This is a genomic window from Pantoea sp. At-9b, assembly GCF_000175935.2.
Classification (GTDB): Bacteria; Pseudomonadota; Gammaproteobacteria; order Enterobacterales; family Enterobacteriaceae; genus Pantoea.
The window spans coordinates 3,760,558-3,776,742 of record NC_014837.1 but is presented as its reverse complement, the minus strand read 5'-3'; the positions used below and the strand labels follow the sequence as shown (position 1 = coordinate 3,776,742).

24 protein-coding genes are annotated in these 16,185 nt (G+C 52.6%); 20 read left to right on the top strand and 4 right to left on the bottom strand.

Annotated features, from left to right (window positions below; all coding sequences use genetic code 11):
• Positions 1-3 precede the first annotated feature (3 nt).
• Genes PAT9B_RS30975 through PAT9B_RS17320 form a run of 3 tightly spaced genes read left to right on the top strand, consistent with a single transcriptional unit; the run spans position 4 to position 1,759 of the window.
• Positions 4-585 (top strand): hypothetical protein, encoded by a 582-nt coding sequence (locus PAT9B_RS30975; RefSeq protein ID WP_071883911.1) that lies wholly within the window; start codon positions 4-6, stop codon positions 583-585.
• The gene (locus PAT9B_RS17325; RefSeq protein ID WP_013510582.1) at positions 563-934 is read left to right on the top strand and encodes an ASCH domain-containing protein; all 372 of its coding nucleotides are present in this window, start codon (positions 563-565) and stop codon (positions 932-934) included. The genes PAT9B_RS30975 and PAT9B_RS17325 overlap by 23 nt, the downstream gene beginning before the upstream one ends.
• Before the next feature lie 30 nt (positions 935-964).
• A complete protein-coding gene (locus tag PAT9B_RS17320; RefSeq protein WP_013510581.1) occupies positions 965-1,759 on the top strand; it encodes a putative phage abortive infection protein in 795 nt (264 codons plus the stop codon).
• Between the two features lie 48 nt (positions 1,760-1,807).
• On the opposite strand, the gene PAT9B_RS17315 is transcribed toward PAT9B_RS17320, so the two are convergent.
• Genes PAT9B_RS17315 through PAT9B_RS17305 form a run of 3 tightly spaced genes read right to left on the bottom strand, consistent with a single transcriptional unit; the run spans position 1,808 to position 5,568 of the window.
• A complete protein-coding gene (locus tag PAT9B_RS17315; protein WP_013510580.1) occupies positions 1,808-2,758 on the bottom strand; it encodes an HNH endonuclease in 951 nt (316 codons plus the stop codon).
• Positions 2,759-2,769: 11 nt separating this feature from the next.
• The gene (locus tag PAT9B_RS17310) at positions 2,770-3,801 is read right to left on the bottom strand and encodes a phage portal protein (protein WP_013510579.1); all 1,032 of its coding nucleotides are present in this window, start codon (positions 3,799-3,801) and stop codon (positions 2,770-2,772) included.
• Positions 3,802-5,568 carry a terminase ATPase subunit family protein gene (locus tag PAT9B_RS17305; protein WP_013510578.1) on the bottom strand — a complete coding sequence of 589 codons (1,767 nt, stop codon included), beginning with the start codon at positions 5,566-5,568 and terminating at the stop codon, positions 3,802-3,804.
• 150 nt (positions 5,569-5,718) lie between these two features.
• Here PAT9B_RS17305 and PAT9B_RS17300 point away from each other — a divergent pair, with 150 nt between their 5' ends.
• The 11 genes from PAT9B_RS17300 to PAT9B_RS17255 all read left to right on the top strand — a co-directional run bounded on the left by PAT9B_RS17300 (position 5,719) and on the right by PAT9B_RS17255 (position 11,180).
• Positions 5,719-6,552, top strand: a complete 834-nt coding sequence (locus PAT9B_RS17300) for a GPO family capsid scaffolding protein (protein WP_013510577.1) — start codon at positions 5,719-5,721, stop codon at positions 6,550-6,552.
• A gap of 46 nt (positions 6,553-6,598) precedes the next feature.
• Entirely contained in the window at positions 6,599-7,660 is a 1,062-nt protein-coding gene (locus PAT9B_RS17295; RefSeq protein ID WP_013510576.1) for a phage major capsid protein, P2 family, read from the top strand.
• Positions 7,661-7,662: 2 nt separating this feature from the next.
• Positions 7,663-8,313, top strand: a complete 651-nt coding sequence (locus PAT9B_RS17290) for a terminase endonuclease subunit (protein WP_013510575.1) — start codon at positions 7,663-7,665, stop codon at positions 8,311-8,313.
• A gap of 99 nt (positions 8,314-8,412) precedes the next feature.
• Complete coding sequence (locus PAT9B_RS17285) at positions 8,413-8,877, top strand: head completion/stabilization protein (RefSeq protein ID WP_013510574.1); 465 nt, start codon at positions 8,413-8,415, stop codon at positions 8,875-8,877.
• A complete protein-coding gene (locus PAT9B_RS17280) occupies positions 8,877-9,080 on the top strand; it encodes a tail protein X (RefSeq protein ID WP_013510573.1) in 204 nt (67 codons plus the stop codon). The genes PAT9B_RS17285 and PAT9B_RS17280 overlap by 1 nt, the downstream gene beginning before the upstream one ends.
• Positions 9,081-9,083: 3 nt before the next feature.
• The gene (locus tag PAT9B_RS17275) at positions 9,084-9,296 is read left to right on the top strand and encodes an HP1 family phage holin (RefSeq protein WP_013510572.1); all 213 of its coding nucleotides are present in this window, start codon (positions 9,084-9,086) and stop codon (positions 9,294-9,296) included.
• Positions 9,277-9,792: a lysozyme gene (locus PAT9B_RS17270; protein ID WP_013510571.1), complete on the top strand. Its 516-nt coding sequence runs from the start codon at positions 9,277-9,279 to the stop codon at positions 9,790-9,792. The genes PAT9B_RS17275 and PAT9B_RS17270 overlap by 20 nt, the downstream gene beginning before the upstream one ends.
• Complete coding sequence (gene lysB, locus PAT9B_RS17265) at positions 9,789-10,217, top strand: Rz-like lysis system protein LysB (protein ID WP_013510570.1); 429 nt, start codon at positions 9,789-9,791, stop codon at positions 10,215-10,217. Before PAT9B_RS17270 ends, lysB begins: the two co-directional genes overlap by 4 nt.
• Entirely contained in the window at positions 10,105-10,350 is a 246-nt protein-coding gene (gene lysC, locus PAT9B_RS31155; RefSeq protein WP_255360046.1) for an Rz1-like lysis system protein LysC, read from the top strand. Before lysB ends, lysC begins: the two co-directional genes overlap by 113 nt.
• A complete protein-coding gene (locus PAT9B_RS17260) occupies positions 10,313-10,744 on the top strand; it encodes a phage tail protein (protein ID WP_013510569.1) in 432 nt (143 codons plus the stop codon). The genes lysC and PAT9B_RS17260 overlap by 38 nt, the downstream gene beginning before the upstream one ends.
• Positions 10,737-11,180: a phage virion morphogenesis protein gene (locus PAT9B_RS17255; protein WP_013510568.1), complete on the top strand. Its 444-nt coding sequence runs from the start codon at positions 10,737-10,739 to the stop codon at positions 11,178-11,180. Before PAT9B_RS17260 ends, PAT9B_RS17255 begins: the two co-directional genes overlap by 8 nt.
• A gap of 22 nt (positions 11,181-11,202) precedes the next feature.
• On the opposite strand, the gene PAT9B_RS17250 is transcribed toward PAT9B_RS17255, so the two are convergent.
• The gene (locus PAT9B_RS17250) at positions 11,203-11,937 is read right to left on the bottom strand and encodes a hypothetical protein (RefSeq protein WP_013510567.1); all 735 of its coding nucleotides are present in this window, start codon (positions 11,935-11,937) and stop codon (positions 11,203-11,205) included.
• Between the two features lie 94 nt (positions 11,938-12,031).
• Here PAT9B_RS17250 and PAT9B_RS17245 point away from each other — a divergent pair, with 94 nt between their 5' ends.
• From PAT9B_RS17245 to PAT9B_RS17220, 6 genes are read left to right on the top strand one after another with little or no spacing between them, the layout of a single operon-like run.
• Complete coding sequence (locus PAT9B_RS17245; protein WP_013510566.1) at positions 12,032-12,610, top strand: phage baseplate assembly protein V; 579 nt, start codon at positions 12,032-12,034, stop codon at positions 12,608-12,610.
• Positions 12,607-12,966 carry a GPW/gp25 family protein gene (locus PAT9B_RS17240; protein ID WP_013510565.1) on the top strand — a complete coding sequence of 120 codons (360 nt, stop codon included), beginning with the start codon at positions 12,607-12,609 and terminating at the stop codon, positions 12,964-12,966. The genes PAT9B_RS17245 and PAT9B_RS17240 overlap by 4 nt, the downstream gene beginning before the upstream one ends.
• On the top strand, positions 12,953-13,867 hold the full coding sequence (locus PAT9B_RS17235) for a baseplate J/gp47 family protein (RefSeq protein ID WP_013510564.1): 915 nt from the start codon (positions 12,953-12,955) through the stop codon (positions 13,865-13,867). The genes PAT9B_RS17240 and PAT9B_RS17235 overlap by 14 nt, the downstream gene beginning before the upstream one ends.
• Complete coding sequence (locus tag PAT9B_RS17230; protein WP_013510563.1) at positions 13,864-14,478, top strand: phage tail protein I; 615 nt, start codon at positions 13,864-13,866, stop codon at positions 14,476-14,478. The genes PAT9B_RS17235 and PAT9B_RS17230 overlap by 4 nt, the downstream gene beginning before the upstream one ends.
• Entirely contained in the window at positions 14,475-15,974 is a 1,500-nt protein-coding gene (locus PAT9B_RS29785) for a phage tail protein (protein ID WP_013510562.1), read from the top strand. Before PAT9B_RS17230 ends, PAT9B_RS29785 begins: the two co-directional genes overlap by 4 nt.
• A complete protein-coding gene (locus PAT9B_RS17220; RefSeq protein WP_013510561.1) occupies positions 15,974-16,180 on the top strand; it encodes a hypothetical protein in 207 nt (68 codons plus the stop codon). Before PAT9B_RS29785 ends, PAT9B_RS17220 begins: the two co-directional genes overlap by 1 nt.
• The last annotated feature ends 5 nt before the right edge of the window (positions 16,181-16,185 follow it).

The window sequence follows — 16,185 nt, the reverse complement described above, 5'->3', positions numbered from 1 at the left end:
GTTGTGAATTTAAAAAATTATCCAATGGTGAAACTTAATGGTAGGAATTTTCTGTTAAGTATATATCCGAGCTGGCATACAAGGTTATTCCCTGAGTCAATATTGAACAATGAAGACCCATCAACCATTAGGGATGTACCTTATACAAATAGTATTTTCAAAGTATTTCTCTCAGGAATAAAAGGTCTTGAAAACCTAAGAGCGGGAGATAACTTGTTAATTTATAGAACTGGCGATGGTCAAGGGCCGGCATTGTACCGTTCAGTTGCTACTTCTGTTTGCGTAGTTCAAGAGGTTAGGCATATAACTGAGTTTAGTTCATATTCTGAATTCAAAAACTATTGTGCACCACATAGTGTTTTTGAAGAGTATGAACTTCAGATGCTCTATAAAAAAAGAAATTATCCAAATGTATTAAAGTTTACCTATAACTTCCCTCTTGAAAAAAGAGTGATTAGGAAGGAGTTAATGGAAATTACAGGATATGGTAATGAACACTACTGGGGTTTTTTGAAGCTTTCAGATGTTCATTTTAAAAATATTCTTCTTGCCGGGGATGTATATGAAAGTCTTATTGTCAATTAAACCTGAGTTTGCTTACCTTATTCTAAGTGGGGTAAAGAAGTTTGAATTTAGAAAGTCCATCTTTAAAAGAAAAGATGTTAAGACCGTTGTTATTTATGCAACTATGCCTGTTGGTAAAGTGATTGGTGAGTTTGATGTTGGTGAGGTGATTTCTCTGGAGCCTCAAAAGCTTTGGCAAATAACAAAACCTTATGCAGGTATTACCAAAGATTTTTTTGATGACTATTTCAATGCTAAGAAGTTGGCCTTTGCAATATCGGTGGAAAACCCAAGAGAATATAAGAATCCAATAGCGATTGATGAGTTTCTTCCGGGAGCAATTCCGCCTCAATCATATAGGTATATTTAGTTGGGAATTTAAACTTATCTGGGCTGCATTATGATTGATTCTGTTTGCCGTTGGTTTCGTTCAAAATCTTTAAGTGTTCTTATTTTCTTAACTATATCTTTGACATTTGTTTGTGCTGGTTTTGCAGTATGGAAATACTGGTATCAGTTCCATGCTTTTGGATTAAGTGATTCCACCGAAAAATGGGGGCAGTTTGGGGACTTTATTGGTGGGGTATTAAATCCTTTATTAGGTTTAGCATCAATTATTATTGTTTGTGTTACACTTTATACAACCTCAAAGTTTGGCGCTAAACAGTCTTTTGAAACCTTACTATTTGAACTAATAAAAATTCATAGAGAAAATTTATTTTCAATAGAAATAGTTTATCCAGAGAACTCCGTCAAAGGCAGGCAATGCTTTGATGATTTCTTGGATGAGATTAGATGGAATTATGATCACGAAGTTTATGATGACACTGGTAACAATAGTGCGAACCGTTTAACTGATTCAGTTAATAAGTTTTTTGATGACTTTAATAATCAGAATGAGTTAGGCCATTATTACCGAAATCTTTATCTGATCTTTAAGCACATCGATGAGAGCTTTGTTCTTTCAAAAGTTGAAAAGACAAAATATGCAAAAATCGTCCGTGCACAGATGTCATCTGCAGAAACAAATTTTCTTTTTTTCAACTGTATGAGTAAAAGAGGTACAGCTTTCAAAAGGTTTATTGAAGAATATTCTTTACTTCAAGGTTTAAATTCCGAATTGCTTGGTAATCTCGGGGTCGATAATACAGTCTTATTCTCACTCTTTGACGGCAAGGCATATGAGGATCATTGAGGGGAAGTTAGAAAAAGACCAGCATCTAAAATGTTGGTCTCAAAAAAATTAAGAACAGGAAAATAGTTCCCACCGTTCTAAAAGAGCTTCAATTGATATTGAATGATTTAATTCTAATTTTACTCTTTCAAAATTTTTATATTCTGTTTTTTCCAAAATTTTAGAAATTTCAACTGTCAAGTCGTTAGGGTTTATCGCAATCAAATTTAGATCAAACAATGTATGGATATCTGCTCTGAGAAGTAAACCATTGCTAATGTGATTATGTGAGCTATTTCTGTAGGGGAATATGTGGGCGGCCTCAAGTATGTCTATTATTTCAGACCTGGTTACTGCGCACTTAGGATGCGATTTGATGAGGTTTTCCCGGAAAGACTTTTGTCCCCTTCTTTGTTTAATGCTTCGGTTAACGATGTCACGATAATCTTCTTTTGAAAAAATTGCAGGCGCTTCCATAGACTCATCCGGCGATAACTCCTCAAGATGATCATCAACTCCATTTAATAAATTCTTTGCCCATTCTAATTTTACTTCCTGAATTGATAGCTGTTTGTTGTGATTTAGTATTTTCCCTTCCAGTAATAGATATGGTTTTTTTATCTTCACAAATGATTTTGAGAAGTTTACTGTGTATTGTGTTACTGGGATGCTCTCTTTGTCTGCTTTTTCAAATTCATGACCATTGCTACATCTCCATTTTGGTGTTTTTTTATCTCTTGTTCTCAGCTTATCTGCATTGCAGCCAGGTGTAGGGCATTTGTTGATTTCTTTGAGAGTGTCTTTTTTTAGTATGGACTCAATTCTGGCTGCGCCTATGATTTCTTTTCTATTATAAATAACAACTAGATCTCCATCGCTTACTCTCTTGTGATTTGCAACTAAGTTGTCGTAAGTATAGCGTTTAGTAGGGTTGTCATCATAGCCGTTATTACCCTTATACCTAAGTTCACGCTTGTTAATTGTTTTAAATGCCCAAGCTTTGGTGATTTCTTTATCCACTTTACATCCCTTTAATCAAGTTTATATTCTTTGAATTTAATTATTTCACTACCTAACCAATTATTTAACTCGAGTAGACGTGATTGTAAAGGTAGTAATTCATTTCTTACGAATACTATACTGGCTTTCTCAATATCACCAAACCCCCCAACATTATTCGGCATGATCCCCATCATCTGCGGCGGCACACGGTGCGCTGCAAGCATGTCATCACGACTCACGTTCTTGATGTTCAGAAACTCATCCTTTGCCGCCACCTCTGACAACGGGATGATCTGAATGCCGTCTTTCTTCCCGCTGGGCGAATACATAAACAGATTGCGGAAGTTACCCGGCCCTTTAGCGCTTTTCATTGCCTTACGGATATTGTCCACGTCTTCCTGATTCTGCGCCGCGTCAGTCATGTACATGATAAAACCGGCGTGGCTGCCATTCAGGTAATATTTGCGGCGGAACAGTGTAGCCGACTCGTTTAACAGAGTGGACGGGATAGCCGACAGATATTCCGGCAGGCCGTACACTTCCTGATTCAAATCCGGCTCCATCAGGTGAAACACGCTGCCTTTCGTAAACTCATAGGGCTGCGTGTTCAGGCCATACTGCACAAACCAGTAGGTATCTAAATCCGTGCCGCGCCGGGTGAATTTCGCCAGTGATGGCTCAAGCGACAACACCCCGCCGAGGCGGTTAGTACGTTTCTCCAGGTACGCATTGCCGAACACCAGATAATCCTGCACAAAACGGCTAAACGCCTGCTGACTCAAAAGCGGGTGAGGGATAAAGGTACTGGTCAGAATATTGCGTTTTACATTGATGGGCGAACTGTGATGTACGGCTGCGCGGAACGTGCGCGCCAGCCCGTCAAAACTCACCGGTGGTTCATACCACCTGTCCATGACCACGCATTCCACGTAGTCCAGCAGTTCGCGGCGGTCCAGTACCGGCACCGGGTCACCGAAGGTAAACGCCTCTGCTGCCGTGCCGCCGCTCATCTGCTGTTGCTGCACGGGCTGCGTGCGCGTGCGGTTCCTGCGTTTACTCATTTAAAAAATCTCCATGATGTTTCGGGTGTGGGCGGCTTCGCCCTGTAGCGGTTCGTTTGCCAGTGCGTGCATGGTCGCCCAGGCTAAATCGGCGTGGCTGGCTTCTTCGCTGCGGCTGGCTTCATAAGTTGGCCGGTTGCCGCTGGCCGTGGTGGTCCGGCGGATTGCCATAAATGACTGCGCGATGTCGAGGTGTCCGGCGTCAAACTCCAGACGCCCACCGCTGATGATGTCAAATGCCTTCAGCACCAGGGCATTTTTGACATTGGGGTTATAGACAAATTCTTTCACCGCCGGGAAAAACATCTTCACGTTCTCGTAAACACCAAGGCCGACGCCGGTGGAGTCGATGCCGATATAGGTCACGTTGTATTGCTGCGTCAGTTTGCGGATGGATTCGGCCTGCGCGCGGAAGTCCATGCCGCGCCACTGGTGGCGCTCCAGAATGCGGAACTTGCCTCCCGGAACAGCAGGCGGCGCGATGACAACGCATCCGGCACTGTCGCCGTTCTGCGTACCCTTCGCCGGGTCGTAACCGATCCATACCTCGCGCCAGCCGAACGGGCGTAGTGCCAGTGCCTCAAAGTCGGTCCACACCTCCCAGCTGTCCACCATGCATTTCTGCAACAGTTGCAGCGGGAACACCGAGGCGAGATCGTCCACAAACTCGCACATCAGCAGGTTCTGGTATTCCGGCGGGCTGTACTCCATGCGCAGCTGGTCGAGGTCAAACAGGTTACATCCCCCACGCACTGCATCCTCCACGGTTACAATCTGGCGAAACTGGCCGTCATCACAGAATCGCCCCGGCGCAAGGTTCGGATGCGTCAGGTCGATGTCCACGCGGTCGGCTTTGGCGCGCCCTCGGTTGAACAGCGCGCCGGACCAGAACGGATAGGCACTGTGCGTCAGGCTCGACGGCGTGGAAAAATAGGTCTGTCGCCATTTTTTATGCAGTGCCATCCCGGACGCCACCTTGCGCAGTTCCTGGAATTTCGGTATCCAGAAATATTCATCCAGGTACAGATTGCCGTGATAGCTCTGAGCGGTGCGGGCGTTGGTGCCGAGGAAGTACAGGCCCGCGCCGTTAAAGAGTGTCATCGGGTCGCCTTTCAACTCCACATCCACCTCTTTGGCGAACTCGATAATGTACTGTTTAAAAACGTGTGCCTGCGCCTTACTGGCTGAGAGGAATATCTGGTTGCGCCCGGTGATCAGCGCGTCAATCAGCGCTTCGCGGGCAAAGTAGTAGGTGGCACCAATCTGGCGGGATTTAAGCACGTTGCGGATGCGGTGCTTATTGCCTGCATCCCACCACTGGCGCTGGTAGCCGAACATCGAACCGTGAAAAATCTCCTGGAGTTTCTCGATCTGTTCGTCGCTGAAAACATTCTTTTCCGGCGGCTTACGTGGCCCGCTGTTGCGGTTTGCCACCTTCGGGTTAAGGTCCGCTTCGTTTCCGCCGTTGTTAAACTTACCGATGCGGGCGTGCCGCTCTGACTGGCGCGCCAGCAGGTCAATTTCCTTGTAGTCCTTCCCTTCTTTCGTCTCCTTCATGACCAGCTGGCAGTAGCGTGCGGCGGTGGTCAGCTGCATCTGATCCAGCGGGCCGTAGTCGCCCCACCTGTCGCGCTTTTTCCAGCTGTGAACGGTTGCGGGTTTCTCTCCCAGCATTTCAGCAATGCGGGCAATACGGTATCCCTGAAAGTACAGCAGCATGGCCTGTCTGCGGGGATCGAGGTCTTCGGGGGCAAGTGTGTTCGTCATGGCACAACGATAAGGCGTTGACTCGTCGCTTTCGCTGACTGTCCTTTGTGCCAGTTACCTCACAATGCCCGCACGTTGTTTAGATACCCCTCCAGCCGCAAACATAAGGCTCTCAAGTGATTTACGACTTATTCCAACGGAGCCTGGCTCATGACAGTAAAAGCAAAACGCTTTCGCATCGGGGTGGAAGGTGCCACCACGGATGGGCGCGAAATTTCCCGTGAATGGCTGGTGCAGATGTCCGCCGCCTACAACCCGCAGGTGTATACCGCAACCATCAATCTGGAGCACCTCAAGTCCTACGCACCGGACAGCACCTTTAACCGTTACGGTACGGTGAGTGCGCTGGTTGCTGAAGAAATCACCGACGGCCCGCTGGCCGGGAAAATGGCGCTGTATGCCGACATCCTGCCGACGGACTCTCTCGTGGAGCTGGTGAAGAAAGGCCAGAAGCTGTTCACCTCTATGGAAGTCAGCACCAAATTTGCCGACACCGGCAAAGCCTATCTGGTTGGCCTGGCTGCCACCGATGATCCTGCCAGCCTCGGCACCGAGATGCTGGCGTTCAGCGCGAAGGCCGAGCAGAACCCGCTGGCGAAGCGTAAGCAGCACCCGGAAAACCTGTTTACCGCCGCCACCGAAACCCTGATCGAGCTGGAAGACGTGCAGGACGAAAAACCTGCCCTGTTTACCCGCATCAAAGCCATGTTCAGCAAACAGCAGCAGTCAGAGGACGCGCGTTTTAACGACGTACACCAGGCGGTTGAGCTGATTGCCAGCGAACAGCAGGAGTACAGCACCCGCACGGAAAAGGCTCTGGTTGGGCAGGAGGAACGTCTGAGCAAGCTGGAGCGCGAACTGGAAACGCAACTGGTCGAATTCACCGAACTGAAGGAGCAGCTGAGTCAGGAGGACAGCCGAAAAGACTATCGCCAGCGTTCGCCGGGCGGCACCGGTGCCAGCGAAAGCCTGACCGACTGCTGAGACAGATCACTTCGCATTACTTAACCGATTTCAGAGAAACTGACTGATGAAAAAAACTACTCGATTTAAATTCAATGCCTTCCTCATCCAGTTGGCGAAGATTAACGATGTGGCTGTGCCGGACATCAGCGCGAAATTCACAGTAGAGCCGTCCGTTGCACAGAAGCTCGAAAGCAAAATTCAAGAGTCTGCCGCTTTCCTGCAGATGATTAATATCATCCCTGTAGATGAGCAGTCAGGCGAGGTGCTGGGGCTGGGTGTGGGTTCGACTATTGCAGGCACCACGGATACTTCTTCGCAGGAGCGCCAGCCGACCGATCCGACTTACATTGATGGCACTGGCTATAAATGCACCCAGACCAATTTCGATACCGCGTTACCTTATGCGAAGCTGGATTTATGGGCGAAGTTTCAGGACTTTCAGACCCGCATCCGCGACGCCATCATTCAGCGTCAAGCGTTGGACCGCATCATGATCGGCTTCAACGGTGTGAAACGTGAGAAAACTTCAAACCGCTTAGAAAACCCGCTGTTACAGGACGTCAACATTGGCTGGCTGGAAAAAATCCGCCAGGAATCTCCGGTTCATGTCATTAAGGGCATCCCGCAGGATGACGGCAGTCTGTCATCTTCCATTCGCGTAGGTAAAAACGGTGACTTTGCAAATCTTGATGCACTGGTGATGGATGCGGTAAACCGCAAAATTGGCGTTCAATATCAGGACGACACCGATCTGGTAGTGGTATGTGGTCGCGGTCTACTGGCAGATAAATATTTCCCACTGGTGAATCAGCAGCAGCCAAACACAGAGGCTCTCGCCGCAGACCTCATCATCAGCCAGAAACGCATGGGGGGCCTACAGGCCGTGCGTGCGCCTTACTTCCCGGCTGATGCCTTACTGATCACCCGCCTCGATAATCTCTCCATTTACTGGCAGGACGAAAGCCGCCGCCGTGCCGTTATCGATAACCCGAAACGCGATCGTGTTGAGAATTTTGAGTCCGTCAACGAGGCATACGTGGTTGAAGATTACGAATGCGTTTGCCTGGTGGAGAACATTGAAATGGGCGAGTTCGCCGCACCGGCAGACAGCAGTGCAGAGGCATAAGCATGGTGATGAGTCCTTTTCAGCGACACACGCAATACGTGCTGGCACAGGAGGCCGCCCGTAAGGGCGGCAATAGCCATCACTTAAAAGGCTATGACCTGATGCTGATGCAGCTCGGCGAAGATCGTCGCCGCCTGAAAGGCATCCAGTCAACGGTCAAAAAGGCCGAAATCAAAGTGGAAGTTTTGCCGAAATACGCCGCCTGGGTGGAAGGCGTGCTGGCCGCCGATGGCGCGCAACAGGATGACGTGCTGATGTACGTGATGTTGTGGCGCATTGATGCCGGTGATTTCGCCGGTGCACTGGCGATTGGCCGCCATGCCATTAAACACGGCTGGGTGATGCCGCAGGGTTTTAACCGCAACGTGCCGACGCTGCTGGCGGAGGAAATGGCCGATGCCGCAAAGGCTGCCCTCCTGGCAAATACCCCTTTTGATGCTGACCTGCTGATGCAGACGCTTGATGTGATTGGCGATCTGGATATGCCGGACCAGTCACGCGCCCGTCTTCATAAATCCATTGGCAACGTGCTGACGGACTCGCAGCCCGTGTCCGCACTGAATCACTTACGCCGCGCCCTGCAACTGGATGAGAAATGCGGCGTGAAAAAAGAAATTGAGCAGCTGGAGCGGAAAATCCGTAACGCCAGCTGATAACCGGACGTGCCCACGCGCGGGGCGGCACGGGGTGGCGACAGGCAGCGCCGTATCAAAACCCCGTCCACCGCCCACCTATTCAGGAGAAACACAGCAATGAAATTCGTTGCGGCGGAGCAGGCGCAGGATACGCCCGAAATTATCCCCAATAACTCATTCTGGCCGGACGTTGATCTGGCGAAATTCCGCAGCGCCATGCGCGTTGACGGCACCGTGACGCCGGAGCGTCTGAAACAGGTGGTACTGACAGCCATGTCGGAAGTGAACGCCGAACTGTATGCGTGGCGGGAGCGTCAGGAGCTGGCCGGTTACAACCAGCTTGCCGACGTGCCGGGCGAGAAGCTAGCCGGGGAAAGTGCCCGCCTGCATCACTACCAGAATGCGGTGTGGTGCTGGACCCGTGCCGTGCTCAACGAGCGCTATCAGGACTATGACGCCACCGCCGCCGCCGTGAAGCGGGGTGATGAGCTGGCAGACGCCACCGGCGACCTGTGGCGGGATGCCCGCTGGGCCATCAGCCGCGTGCAGAACCTGCCGCACTGCACGGTAGAGCTTATCTGATGAAAGTGCGTGCGCAGCAGTACGACACGCTGGACGCACTCTGCTGGCGTCACTACGGGCGCACGCGGGGCATGACCGAACAGGTGTTACAGGCAAATCCGGGGCTGGCGGAACACGGTCCGATCCTTCCGCACGGGCTGGAGGTGGAGCTGCCGGACGTGACAACGGCGGCCACCGTGCAGGCCGTCCAGCTCTGGGACTGAACTATGTGGGAAAAAATCAGCACCTTCATCACCTGGTGCATTGCGGTGGTGATGGCGTGGTTGGGTGGACTGGACCTGAAGGACGTGTCCACCGTGGCCGGGGTGTTTATCGGTCTGCTGATGGCGCTTATCAGCTGGTACTACAAGCACAAAACCTATCAGTTACTGGCGCGCGGGCGCATCACACGGGAGGAGTATGAATCTGCAAACCGTTAAGCGATGTGTTGTTGGCGCGGTGCTGGCCATCGCCGCCACGCTGCCGGGATTTCAGCAACTGCACACCTCAGTGGAGGGGCTGAAACTCATTGCAGACGCCGAAGGCTGCCGCCTGAAGCCTTACCAGTGCGACGCGGGCAAATGGACCGACGGGATCGGCAACACGTCCGGCGTGGTGCCGGGCAGGAGCATTACCGAACGGCAGGCGGCGGGGAACTTCATCACCAACGTGTTACGCGTTGAGGCGGCACTGGCGCGCTGCGTGGCGGTCACTATGCCGCAGCAGGTTTATGACGCGCTGGTGTCGCTGGCGTTCAACGTCGGCACCGGCAACGTGTGCGGCTCCACGATGGTGGCACTGCTGAAAAAGGGGCGATGGCGGGATGCGTGTCTGCAACTGCCCCGCTGGGTGTATGTGCTGGGCGTATTTAATCAGGGGCTGGATAACCGGCGTCAGCGTGAACAGGCCTGGTGCCTGAAAGGAGTCCGGGGATGATTCGCGCTCTGGCAATGATCCTGTTGGTGGCGGTTGTGGCGCTGGGTGTGCAGTCCTGGCGACTCAGCAGCGCACATACAAAAATCGACGCGCAACAGTCAGCCATTGAGGCGCAGGGTAAAAAGTTAACGCAGAAAAACAGCCAGCTGATCGCGCTGAACATCCTGACGCAGACCAGCAGCCGGGCGCAGACGCAGCTTTATGCCGCCGCCGAGCAAAACACCAGGTTGCTCCGTGGCAGGCAGCGCACTATTGAGGAACTGAAACGTGAAAACGAAGAATTTCGCCGCTGGGCTGATGCCTCTCTGCCTGATGCTGTTATCCGGCTGCGGCAGCGACCGGCCCTCACCGGAGGTGAATCTTACCGTGAGTGGCTGTCCCAAAATCACCCGGTGCCGCCTGGAACAGGCAGGCCCGCGCAGTAACGGCGACCTGAACACTTTGCTGGACGAAACCGAAGCCGCTTGGGCGAACTGCGCCGACAAGGTGGACACCATTGTGAATTGCCAGGAAAAAGACGATGAACAAGCCGCAGTCCTTGCGCAGCGCCCTGACTAAGGCCGTTAAGTATGTTGCGGATAACCCGGACAGGCTGCACCTGTTCGTGGATAACGGTTCGCTGGTCGCTACCTCTGCCGCGTCAATATCATGGGAATACCGCTACACGCTGAATGTGGTGATAACGGATTTCAGCGGGGACCAGAATCTGTTGATGGCTCCGATCCTGTTCTGGCTACGCGACAACCAGCCGGATGCGTTGCAGAACGACGCCGAACGCGAAAAGTTGTTTACGTTTGAGGTGGATATTCTCGGCAATGACCGTTGTGATCTCAGCCTGAACCTGAAACTGACAGAGCGGGTGATCGCCCGCGAGGTGGACGGCACTATGCAGGTTGCGGCAGTCGATGAACCGAAAGTGGCCGAAGAGTTCTGGACGGTGAAACGTGGCTGAACTTCATAAAGTGGATGCCTGGCTGGATGCATTGCTGTCGCAACTGGAACCGGCGGCCAGGACAAAGATGCTGCGTGAAGTGGCACGCGATGTGCGCCGCATTCAGCAGACCAATATCACCGCACAGCGCGCGCCGGACGGGACCGCATGGGAACCGCGGCGTGTTACTGCCCGTAGCAAAAAAGGCCGTATCCGCCGTAAGATGTTTGCGAAGCTGAAGACGGCGAAGTATCTGAAGGCACAAGCTAACGTGAATGTGGCAGAAGTTGCGTTTGTTCCTGCTGTTCAGAGGCTGGCCAGAGTACATCACTATGGTTTGCGTGAAAAAGTGAGTCGGGAGGGGAATGCTGTAAAATATGCTGAACGCCCATTGTTGGGTATTAATAATGAATCGGAAAATTCGATTTTAGAAGCGCTTGTTAAATGGCTGCGATAATAAGCGCATACAAGATGGGTAACTATTTGTTGTTATCCTTGTTTTTCACCATGCTTTCTTTTGCATTTTTAATCGCATCAAGCAATCCAGTTATTATCTTTTCTTGTGGCAAAGAAGGTGTTTTTTCAAGGTTTATATTATGTGCGCGAAGCAATTCTAAGTTTTTTGAAAACATTTCATGTTCACCATTACTCATCATGTAAGCCATTTGCTGATTTTCATAATCAGAACCTAATTGCATATAATATTTTATGAAAATAAGAAGAACTCTCATGACGTACCCAATGAACATAAATACACTCAGGCTAATAACAAGTGAGGCAATGGATTCTGCGATTTTTTCGGAGGTGCTTTTAACTGGTTGTGAGTTAATTAACCAGTTGGCTGTAATCCTATTATCGATATCATTGCGAGTCATTTTTTCAATGTTCTTGTCAATGTTATTTTTAATGTCATCCAATTCACTTTCTGTCTCTCTTTTAGCTTTTGTGTCAATTTGAAATTGATCTTTAAATGTTCTCTGTACAAATTCTGCTAATTGTTTCTTATCGCTAGAATCAATTGCCGCACTAATGGCATTGGCTAAAGGAGAATTGGATGTGTTTTTTATGTTATATGCAACTAAAACCACTCCGGCCACAACGATTATAAGGAAATAAATAAGAACAAAGACATTGCGCCTTGTTTTTTTCGCTCTGGCATCAAGCGTGTTCAAAATGTAAAAATAATTAGCGCTGTCATCTTGTGAGGGAGCCATTTTTAATCCTTGTTAATCCCTTGTTTTCATTGTGTGGAAGTCAACACAAAGCCCATTCAAAGCATTTTAATGAGTTTTCATAGAATCTAACAGTATGAATACTCAACTCACCGAAATCATGCGCCTCATCACCAACCTGATCCGCACCGGCATCGTGTCCGAAGTGGACCCGGTTAACTGGCTGTGCCGGGTGAAAACGGGCGACCTTGAAACCAACTGGATTAACTGGCTCACCTGTCGCGCCGGGAATACCCGTACCTGGTGGAAACCCACCGTTGGCGAGCAGGTTGTGCTGCTGAGTCTTGGCGGCAATCTGGAAACCGCCTTTGCGCTGCCTTCCATTTATTCCGATGCCTTCCCGCCGCCGGACACTTCAGAGAACGGCAGCACTACCGTGTTTCAGGATGGCGGCTGGTTTCAGTATGAACCGGAAACCGGCCAGCTGCTGATTAAAAACATCAAAAGCGTCCTGATTGAAGCGGAGGACGGCGTTCAGTTCAAAACCGGCCAGTTTGGCGTGACTGCGGACCAGACGCAGATTAACAGCGATACCGTCATGAACGGTGATGTGACGCAGGGCGGCGGTGCGATGAGTTCCAACGGTGTTGTGGCAGACAAGCACAAACACGACGGCGTGAAACAGGGCGTCGACCTGTCAGGGGGGCCGCAATGACCATGTACATCGGCATGAACCGGCAGACCGGTGAAGCCATCACTGATATTGACCACATCCGCCAGTCCATGCGCGACATTCTGGTCACACCCGAAGGCAGCCGCATCGCCCGGCGTGAATACGGCTCTCTGCTTTCAGTGCTGATTGACCAGCCACAAAACGAGGTGGCGCGCCTCCAGGTGATGGCGGCAACCTACACCGCACTGAGCCGCTGGGAGCCGCGCGTGCGCCTGGACTCAGTGAATATCACCAGTGCCTTTGACGGTTCAATGGTGGTCGAGCTGACCGGCCAGCGGGTCGATGGCTCACCGGTGTCCATGTCCATTCCAACGGGGGTAAGCAGTGGCAGTAATTGACCTTTCACAGTTACCCGCACCGGAAGTGATTGAGGTGCCTGAATTTGAGGCGCTGCTGACTGAGCGCAAAGAGGCGCTGATCGCACTCTACCCGGCGGATGAGCAGGCGGAAATCCGGCGTGTGCTGGCGCTGGAATCTGATCCGATGGTGAAAATCCTTCAGGAAAACGCCTACCGGGAAATCCTGCTGCGCCAGCGCGTCAACGAAGCGGCGCAGGCCGTGATGGTGGCCTACGCACTCAGCAGCGATCTGGACCAGCTGGCCGCCGCTTATAACGTGGAGCGCCTCACCGTCACGCCCGCCGACACCGAAGCGGTGCCGCCGGTGGACGCGGTGATGGAATCGGATGACGCGATGCGCCTGCGGGTGCCCGCAGCCTTTGAGGGGCTTTCCGTGGCCGGTCCGACGGCAGCTTATGAGTTTCACGCCCGCAGCGCCGACGGTCGCGTGATGGACGTGTCCGCAACCAGCCCGGCCCCGGCGGAAGTGGTGATCACCGTGTTAAGCCGGGAGGGCGAAGGTAACGCGGCTGCTGATTTGCTGACTGTAGTGGACACTGCACTTAACGCCGAAAGCGTGCGTCCGGTGGCGGACCGTGTGACCGTTCAGGGTGCAGAGATATTCGATTACCGCGTGGAAGCCACGTTGCACCTGTTCGATGGCGTGGCTGCGGCCCCCTGTCTGGAGGCGGCGAACGCCGCGATGGACACCTATCTGGCTGACCAGAAAAAGCTGGGGCGCAGCGTGCGCCGTGAGTCCTACGGGGCGGTGTTGCGCGTGGCTGGTGTGGACTGGGTGGAAATCACTGAACCGGCAGCGGACATCATCATGGACCGCACTCAGGCCGGAAACTGCACGTCAGTGACGGTCACTGTGGCGGATGATGAGGTGAACGCATGAATCTGAACAGCAGCCTGTTACCGCCCGGCTCCTCAGCGCTGGAGCGCCGTCTGGCTGAAGCGTGCAGCGGCATTTCCGGGCTGGATGTGCCGTTGCGTGATCTGTGGAACCCGGCCACCTGTCCGATCGGCTTTCTGCCTTATCTCGCCTGGGCGTTTTCGGTGGACCGCTGGGATGAAAGCTGGGCGGAAAGCGTCAAGCGAAAGGTGGTACAGGACGCGTTTTACATCCATCAGCACAAGGGCACCATCAGCGCGGTGCGCCGCGTGGTGGAGCCGTTCGGTTTCCTTATCCGCGTCATTGAGTGGTGGAACTCCGGGGAAGCGCCGGGCACGTTTCGCCTGGATATCGGCGTGCAGGATCAGGGCATTACTGAAGAAACCTATCAGGAGCTGGAGCGGCTCATCAGTGACGCAAAACCATGCAGTCGTCACCTGCTGGGGATGTCCATCAATCTGCAAAGCGGCGGGCAGTATTTTATCGGCGCGGCCTGCTATGACGGTGACGACCTGACCGTTTACCCCTACACCCCTGACATCATTTCCGTCAGCGGCCCGGCCTATGCGGGCGCAGCGGTTCACGTTATCGACTTACTGGAAGTGGGACCATGACAAAATTTTATGCAATCGTGACAACCCTCGGTGCGGCAAAGATTGCCAATGCCGTGTCGCTCGGTACAAAGCTGAACATCACGCAGATGGCTGTCGGTGACGGGGGCGGCACAACACCCACGCCGAACGCCAGCCAGACGAAGCTGGTGAATGAGGCGCGCCGGGCGGCCATCAATTCCCTGACGATTGATTCCGCGAACGGCAGCCAGATTATTGCCGAACAGGTGATCCCCGAAACCGAAGGGGGATTCTGGATCAGGGAAATGGGCCTGTTTGACGCGGACGGGACGCTGATTGCTGTCTGCAACACGGCAGAGACGTACAAACCGCAGTTGCAGGAAGGCAGCGGACGCACGCAGCGCCTGCGCATGATCCTCATCGTCAGCAGCACCGATGCCATCACGCTGAAGGTGGACCCGTCCGTGGTACTGGCGACACGTCAGTATGTGGATGAGCAGGTGCTTGAGGTGCGGCAGTACGCCGACAGCCTGATGGCCGCGCACCTGAAAGCGACAGACCCGCATACGCAGTACGCGCCGAAGGCCAGCCCGGAACTGACCGGGATTCCCAAAGCGCCCACGGCTGCTGCGGGCAATAATTCCACGCAGCTTGCCACCACTGCCTTTGTCACCGCCGCGCTGGCGGCACTGGCGGGCAGTGCACCGGCGGCGCTGGACACGCTGAAAGAGCTGGCCGACGCGCTGGGTAATGATCCGAACTTCTCCGCCACGGTACTTAACGCGCTGGCCGGGAAAATGGACATTGCGAAAAACGGCAGTGACATCCCCAGTGCGGCCACGTTTATCAAAAATCTCGGTCTGGCAGACAGTACGGGGACCGTTGGCCGACTGATAAAGACCACCATTTTCATCTCATCCGGGACATTCACACCACAGGCGACAACGAAGAAAATTCGCGTGCGTGGCGTCGGTACAGGTGGCAACGGTGCCGGGAGTCCGGCAACCAGCGCTAACACCTGTGCAGCCTGCGGCGGTGGTGCGGGTGCCGGTTATGCGGAAGCCTGGTTCAGCACCTTCCCGGCCAGCATTCCGGTAACAATCGGTGCTGCCGGTGCCCTTACTTATGGCACCGGCAACCAGGGCGGAACGTGCTCGTTTGGCAGCCTGGTCACCATCCCCGGCGGGCTTGGCGGAGCAGTGGCATCCAACAGCACAACAGCGGCTTTTTCCGAGGCATCAGGCGGTGGCCGCACGTCGCCCACGCTGTTGGGGCAGGATTCAGGCATTGTCACTCCGGGACAGATTGGCGAATTTGGTAAAGTCTATTCCGGCTACTCATCCAGCGGGCGCGGCGGGCATTCCCTGCTCGGTTCTGGCGGTCCGATTGCCGTGGCCGGGTCAGGTTCTGCCGCATCGGGTAACGGCGGAAGTGGTTGCGGCGCTGGCGGCGGTGGTGCGGCATTATCCTACAGCGCGGCGGCTGTCCTTGGCGGCCTGGCATCCACAGGGGTATTCATTGTTGAGGAGTTCGCATAATGGATGAACAAACCTACACCTATGCAGTCATTGATGATGCAACAAAGTCAGTGGTTAACCGGGTCAGCTGGGACGGTGTCAGCGAATGGTCGCCGGGGACGGGTTTCACCGCGGTTCGTGTCGATGATCCGGCAGAAGCCGGGATTGGTGATATTTACCGGGACGGCATTTTCATCCACGCAGACGCAGTAACATCAGCAGAATAGAAAGC